6 protein-coding genes and 1 pseudogene are annotated in these 6,792 nt (G+C 44.2%); 5 read left to right on the top strand and 2 right to left on the bottom strand.

Annotated elements, in window-relative coordinates; translation table 11 throughout:
* Positions 1–216: pseudogene (locus VK080_RS10030) on the top strand (hypothetical protein); the annotation flags it as partial.
* Positions 217–966: 750 nt separating this feature from the next.
* Here VK080_RS10030 and VK080_RS10025 read toward each other — a convergent pair.
* Positions 967–1,179, bottom strand: a complete 213-nt coding sequence (locus VK080_RS10025; protein WP_324224632.1) for a hypothetical protein — start codon at positions 1,177–1,179, stop codon at positions 967–969.
* 6 nt (positions 1,180–1,185) lie between these two features.
* Positions 1,186–1,620, bottom strand: coding sequence for a nuclease-related domain-containing protein (locus VK080_RS10020; protein ID WP_324224631.1), 435 nt, complete (start codon positions 1,618–1,620; stop codon positions 1,186–1,188).
* A 415-nt stretch (positions 1,621–2,035) separates the two neighbouring features.
* On the opposite strand from VK080_RS10020, the gene VK080_RS10015 reads away from it, so the two are divergent.
* The 4 genes from VK080_RS10015 to VK080_RS10000 all read left to right on the top strand — a co-directional run bounded on the left by VK080_RS10015 (position 2,036) and on the right by VK080_RS10000 (position 6,749).
* On the top strand, positions 2,036–2,770 hold the full coding sequence (locus VK080_RS10015) for a hypothetical protein (protein WP_324224630.1): 735 nt from the start codon (positions 2,036–2,038) through the stop codon (positions 2,768–2,770).
* Between the two features lie 329 nt (positions 2,771–3,099).
* Positions 3,100–3,579 (top strand): 23S rRNA (pseudouridine(1915)-N(3))-methyltransferase RlmH, encoded by a 480-nt coding sequence (rlmH, locus tag VK080_RS10010; protein ID WP_324224629.1) that lies wholly within the window; start codon positions 3,100–3,102, stop codon positions 3,577–3,579.
* Between the two features lie 174 nt (positions 3,580–3,753).
* Complete coding sequence (locus VK080_RS10005) at positions 3,754–5,259, top strand: malate:quinone oxidoreductase (protein WP_324224628.1); 1,506 nt, start codon at positions 3,754–3,756, stop codon at positions 5,257–5,259.
* A gap of 206 nt (positions 5,260–5,465) precedes the next feature.
* Complete coding sequence (locus tag VK080_RS10000; RefSeq protein ID WP_324224627.1) at positions 5,466–6,749, top strand: acetyl-CoA hydrolase/transferase family protein; 1,284 nt, start codon at positions 5,466–5,468, stop codon at positions 6,747–6,749.
* Positions 6,750–6,792 lie beyond the last annotated feature (43 nt).

The raw sequence follows: 6,792 nt of genomic DNA, 5'->3' as shown, positions 1-6,792 counted from the left end.
CGGCTGGAAAATCAGGAAGCATTGATGGAAAAAGTCCACCGGCAGATCAGTGAATTCCGGTCGATTCTGTTCGAGCGGAGCAGCTATCTAGCTGAAAAAATCGAGGACAGTTACAATCTGACGTCTTCGTATGTCTATAAGCTGATGAGGGGGTCTGATCAGCCCCTGACATGGTACGTGGATCAGAAAAAGATAGAAAATGAGAAACGGGATTGAAGTGATGATGACGATACTGTGGTGGGTATCGTCATTTTTGTGTTTTTTGTCGGTCGAGTCCGAAACTGCACCATGCAGCGTTTGGAACGTCGGAGAGAGTGGTCCTCTCCGACGAAATGCAGTCGTGAAGTGGTGGAAACGTCAGAGAGAGCGGTCCTCTCCGACGAAATGCAGTCGTGAAGTGGTGGAAACGTCAGAGAGAGCGGTCCTCTCCGCCGAAATACGCTCGCGAAGTGGTGGAAACGTCAGAGAGAGTGGTTCTCTCCGCCGAAATACGCTCGCGAAGTGGTCGAAACGTCGGAGAGAGTGGTTCTCTCCGCCGAAATGTGCCTGAGAAGTGGCCGAAACGTCAGAGAGAGCGGTCCTCTCCGCCGAAATGTGCCTGAGAAGTGGCCGAAACGTCAGAGAGAGCGGTCCTCTCCGCCAAAATGTGCACAGTAAGTGGTGGAAACGTCAGGGAGAGTGGTCCTCTCCGCCAAAATGCGCTCGCGAAGTGGTGGAAACGTCAGAGAGAAAGGCTCTCTCCGCCAAAATGCGCTCGCGAAGTGGTGGAAACGTCAGAGAGAAAGGCTCTCTCTGCCGAAATGCGCTTGCGAAGTGGTCGAAACGTCGGAGAGAAAGCCTCTCTCATCCGAAACGCCCTTCGAAAGTGGTTGAAACGTCAGAGAGAAAGCTTCTCTCGTCCGAAACTTCCTCCAAAAACAAGCAAAACGTCAGAGAGAACCCCCTTCTTGTCCCAAATGCCACGTGTCATTCATAATAAGTCCATCGGTTGTCTCCTTTCTTCGTATAGTTATCATCCAACACTTTCTTGATCCGCTTATCGGAATCCACGATGCTGCACCATTCTCGTATAACAGCTGTCGTGACACGTTTTTCCGGAAATAACAGTTTGAACTCTTCCACAGACCGCAAGACAGCTGCAGCAAGACTCTCCTTGTGCCCACAGTCACCGCAAATCATTTTTCTTCATTCAGTCCTGGTGGAAAAGGAATCACACGCCATACAGATGATGCCTTTACGAAGTTCCCCATAAGTATAGGATGGCAGCTGCTGATATGGCGATTCCTCAATATGGAGCGCGCATAATCTGTCCGCCAGTTGCTTGTGCTTTTCATTTAATGTGGACAGCGTTGAATTTAATTGACTGAGGTATTTTTTGATTTGGGTGGGGAAAATAATCGACTTATCGAGGGGTGCCTGGTATAACGTAAATTCCGGATTGATAAAAATTACAAAGGCTTCAATTGGAAGGTTAACTTTATCCTTGAGAAGTAACTGTCGAAGTAGTGATTCACTTCTTCCTAACTGGTGCAGCGGATTGACGATTTCGTATTGAGGCAGTTTAAAAACTTTATCTGCTTCGTAATAATAATCCCCTTCATGGTTTTTCACTTCAAACATATACGAGATGTGATAATCAGCGAATCAATTTGAAAAAGGGTCTTATTTGCCTGGAGCAAGAGGTCATTTAATATGAAGCAATCACACTGAAGTTTTTCCGTTAATGCATCAAATTTGACCTCACCTTCATAGCCCCTTTTCAGATTGAAAAAATGCTGCCTATCCTTTGACGATAAGGTCATTCGCATGTTCAACGAGGATAATATTTGCAGCTCGACGGGTTTCGTACGCGGTTTATTGGGCATGTCCCACATCCTTTCTTTGTTCAAGTATATTATACCAATATATGTGGGAAAATGGGCCAATTTTTTCATTTAAAAAAGAGGAAATGAAGGATGAATGTCGAATCATTAAAGAAGGTCAATTAAACCCTTCGCTTACTACTACAAAATTCTCCTCGAAAGGAAATGATTTCATGAAAGAAAACAGAGCAACTGAAAACGTGGTGCCATTCGTACAGTCAGCATCCAGTGGCAAAACATTCCGGCATGATTACCCGATTTCTGATGAGTTGAGAGAGGAATTGCTCCTGGATGTCTTCAAAGATTTTACGCATTATTTGATCGACCGTTATGCTGCCTTGTACAGGGAAGGCTTGTGTGAATTCATCGATGACCACCACCCGCAGACGGAAAAACGGCAGGCGCTGGAAAGTAATCTGTTTTGGTGGAAATTAATGTATGATTCAGATGGAGCTGAGGTCACGTTTGCTGAAGATTATATTGAAGAAAACCGTCATAAACTGCATAAAAAGCCGCTTATCGCATCATGGCTGAAGGAATGGGATAAGGCAATACCAAAATTTTATTATGTCGGTTATAAATATAATGACCGTGTTCTCGTCGTCGTTGATATGCTGACAAATGAGACGTTGGATGTCATGGTGTATGATCCAACAGCCGTCCCGCCAAAAAAAGGTAAAATTGTCATGGGTACACTGATTCCAATTGGTGATGCACTCTATTTTCCGATTATTGATTTTTACCATTTTGATCTTGAGGCCAGTAAAGATCTGGCAGGCCCCATTGTCCATAATTATGAAAAGCACTCGGAAACCTCGAACTATGAAGCGTTTATCCACGTTTTGTCTGTCGCACTGCAAATCGAGCGTATCATTTTCCTGGAAAATCATCAGGAAACGTCCTCTTGAATAATAGATCTTCAGACCATATTTATTTTCTAACAGAAATGATTCTGCCCACTGTAAACTGGTTCGCGGATTAGATTTCCGCTCACCGGCTGGTGAACTGGGATAGGTCAAAGGGAATGTCTGCTTTTCACCCTAAATCCTGTACATCCCCAACGTCCTTATCCAACGTCAATAAAAACAGGCTTCATGGTGATACCCTGCTATAAAAGCAATATAAATTACAAGAAAGATTTTGATAATTATTTTGGTTTGCTATGGACGGTACATGTTTATGTCCCGGTTTTTTGGTAAACTGTATAAAGCATTATACGAAAAGGATGTACAATTTAATGAAAATATCAATTATCGCCGTTGGAAAACTTAAGGAAAAATACCTCAAGCAGGGTATCGAGGAGTACCTGAAGCGGCTCCGCTCATATGCAAATGTACAGATTGTGGAAGTGGCTGATGAAAAGGCATCGGAGTACTTGAGTGAACCCGAAACGGCCGAAGTGAAGCGAAAAGAGGGCGAGCGGATTCTATCCAAGATTAGTCCGGATTCATATGTCATCACATTGGAAATCGGAGGAAAACAACTGAGTTCAGAACAATTCGCTGCAAAATTGGACAAGCTCGCTACCTATGGCACCAGCAAAATCAGCTTTATTATCGGCGGCTCACTCGGTATAAGTGATGATGTTCAAAAGCGGAGTGATTTGGCACTGTCGTTTTCCAAGCTGACGTTTCCACACCAATTGATGCGGATGGTTTTATTGGAACAGATTTACCGCATTTTCCGGATTATGCGTGGTGAACCGTACCATAAGTAACAGCAATAATTTGTCACATAAATATTTTAGTTTCCCGGGAAGTTTGATAAACTATATGTGGGTTATAATGGGTTCAGAAATGATGTGCGTCCTTTATGTTTCCCGGCTTGCTGTGAAATAGAGCAGGAGTGCTGACATCGTTTCTGCAAATCATAGAGGATTGGGATGAATGACATGAGCAACAAACATACGACATCAGATGTTATCCTGATTGGTGCCGGCATCATGAGTGCAACATTGGGATCGCTTTTAAAAGAATTGGCACCGGATTGGAACATAACACTTTTTGAAAAACTTGAAAACGCAGGCGAAGAAAGCTCGAACGTATGGAACAATGCGGGGACGGGCCACTCAGCACTGTGTGAACTTAACTACACACCTGAAAAACCGGATGGATCAATCGATATAACCAAAGCGCTGAACATCAATGAAAAATTTCAGGTGTCAAAGCAGTTTTGGTCCTACCTTGTCACGAACAATCTGATCGAGAATCCACAGGACTTTATTATGCCATTGCCTCATATGAGTTTGGTGCATGGGGAAAATAATGTAAGGTTTTTGAAAAAACGGTTTAACGCACTGTCAGAAAATCCTTTGTTCGAAGGAATGGAATTTTCCGATGACCCGGAGAAATTAAAGGAATGGATGCCGCTTATCATGAAAGATCGGACAGTCGATCAGCCGATAGCAGCAACTAAAATCGACTCTGGAACTGATGTCAATTTCGGTGTGCTTACGCGTAAATTATTGAACCACTTAGAAAATCAAAATGTGAATATTCGATACAATCATACGGTGGAAGATTTACAACGTACTGACGATGGTGCCTGGGAAGTGAAGGTCCGGAACTTTGAAGACAATACCCTTGAATATCATACGGCAAAATTCGTCTTTATCGGTGCCGGCGGAGGGGCTCTGCCATTATTGCAAAAAACAGGTATACCTGAAAGTGAACATGTAGGCGGATTCCCGGTTAGCGGACAATTCCTCGTCTGTAAAAATCCCGAGGTGGCAGAGCAGCATACCGCCAAAGTATACGGCAAAGCTGCAGTCGGTGCGCCGCCAATGTCTGTGCCGCATCTTGATACACGCTATATCGACGGCAAAAAGACATTACTGTTTGGGCCGTTTGCCGGTTTTTCGCCAAAATTCCTGAAAACAGGTTCAAATATGGACTTATTGGGTTCAGTCAAACCGAATAATGTCTTCACGATGTTAGCAGCAGGTGCCAAGAATGTCCCATTAACGAAGTACCTCATCCAGCAGGTCATGTTATCGAAAGAAGAGCATATTCAAGCGTTACGGGAATTTGTTCCAGATGCGCAAAGTCAAGACTGGGATCTCGTGACAGCAGGCCAGCGCGTACAAGTGATCAAGGATACCGAGGATGGCGGCAAAGGCACACTTCAATTTGGTACGGAACTTGTAAGTGCTGAAGATGGGTCAATCGCTGCTTTGCTTGGTGCTTCACCTGGCGCTTCGACTGCGGTTTCCATCATGTTTGAGGTTATGGAGAAATGTTTCCCAGAGCAATTAGACGAGTGGGAACCAAAAATTAAAGAAATGGTCCCTTCTTATGGCAAATCACTAAGGGATAATCCAGAACTTGTCCATGACATTCATGAGACAACAGCAAAGAAACTTGGCTTAACAGATGAAAGTCAGGCAAACCCGGTATAATTGAAAAAGTTGATGGTAAAGGAAGCATTATTTGCAGCAAATGGATGCTTCCTTTCGTATTGTCAACATAGCGGGAAACAGTTCAGTAAAACATAACAGGAAAGTATGTCTGAATACCATCGTTTGTAAAGCAATTGATTGTTACCACCGTTATCGCAAAAAATTTAATCTCTATATAAAATCATTTTATAAAGGAGCTATGCATCATGAATCCGACACAATTATACCGGCAAAAGCATCGTACAAAAGAGGATGTGATCACAAATATCCAGCCGGAATCCGATATCATTACCCCCATTCTCGCCGGGGAGCCCGGTGCCTTGATGAAGCAATTGGAAACTTACGACGGTCTGGAGGGCAATCGTCTGTTTCAAATGTTTACGACTCGTGACGTGCTGGATGTGGCTCCGGACAAATTGAAAATTATCAGTATGTTTATGGGCGTCTCGGAACGGAAGGCGTTTAAAGAGGGGAAAATCGATCTTCTGCCTAATCATTTTTCCGATGTACCGAAACTGCTGAAGCAAATTGCGAGAAACCCGGTGGTTATGGCGGTTGCATCACCAATGGATTCAAACGGTTACTTTTCGCTTGGAACGAATGCGGATCACACAATCCCATTAATCAAGGAAGGTGCAACGGTTCTGCTGGAAGTTAACGAATACATGCCCCGCACATACGGGGAAAACCAGGTCCATATTTCCGACATTACCGGATTCATCGAAAATCATCAGCCTATCCCGGAAGCGCCAGCTACACCAGAGCAATCGGAAAAGGACAAAATGATTGGCGAACATGTCGCGAGCCTGATCGAAAACGGCGACACGCTGCAAATTGGTTTTGGCTCCATTCCTAACGCCATCATTGATAATTTAAAGGATTACCGGAATCTGAGCATTCATACGGAAATGATTCCGGAAAAAATCATAGCGCTATATGAAAGCGGGGCTGTGACGAACGAAAACAACCCGTTTAAACAAGGCAAAATGACCGCAACGTTCGCTTATGGATCACGGGAGCTTTACGACTTTCTCCATGAAAATGAAAATGTGTATATGCTGCCTGTCAACAAAACGAACCATGTGGGTCAATTGGATTCAGCGAACAATCTGGTAACGGTTAATGCAGCTGTAGAAGTCGATTTCCTTGGCCAGGTCAACTCGGAAATGGTCGGTGACATGTACTGGTCGTCGACAGGCGGACAAGCGGATTTTCAATTGGCGTCACACTTGTCAGATGGCGGACGGGGCGTGATTTGCCTGCATTCAACGGCTAAGGGTGATTCGATTTCCAAAATTGTGCCATCACTAAACCCGGGAACGCCTGTCACCACATCCAAAAATGATGTGGATTATATCGTTACCGAGCATGGTATTGCAAGGCTTCGGGGCAAAACCATCCGGGAACGGACGAAAGCATTAATTGACATCGCCCATCCAATGTTCAGGGAAGAGCTGACATTTGAGGCGAAGAAGATGGGGTATTTATAGCTGAACAGTGGGATATGGATTTGATTTGAATCCATGTCTCAGT

Source organism: Lentibacillus sp. (genome assembly GCF_035301925.1).
Taxonomy (GTDB): domain Bacteria; phylum Bacillota; class Bacilli; order Bacillales; family Amphibacillaceae; genus Lentibacillus.
Note: the sequence above shows the minus strand (reverse complement) of the source record. Positions and strands in the feature narration are given on the sequence as shown.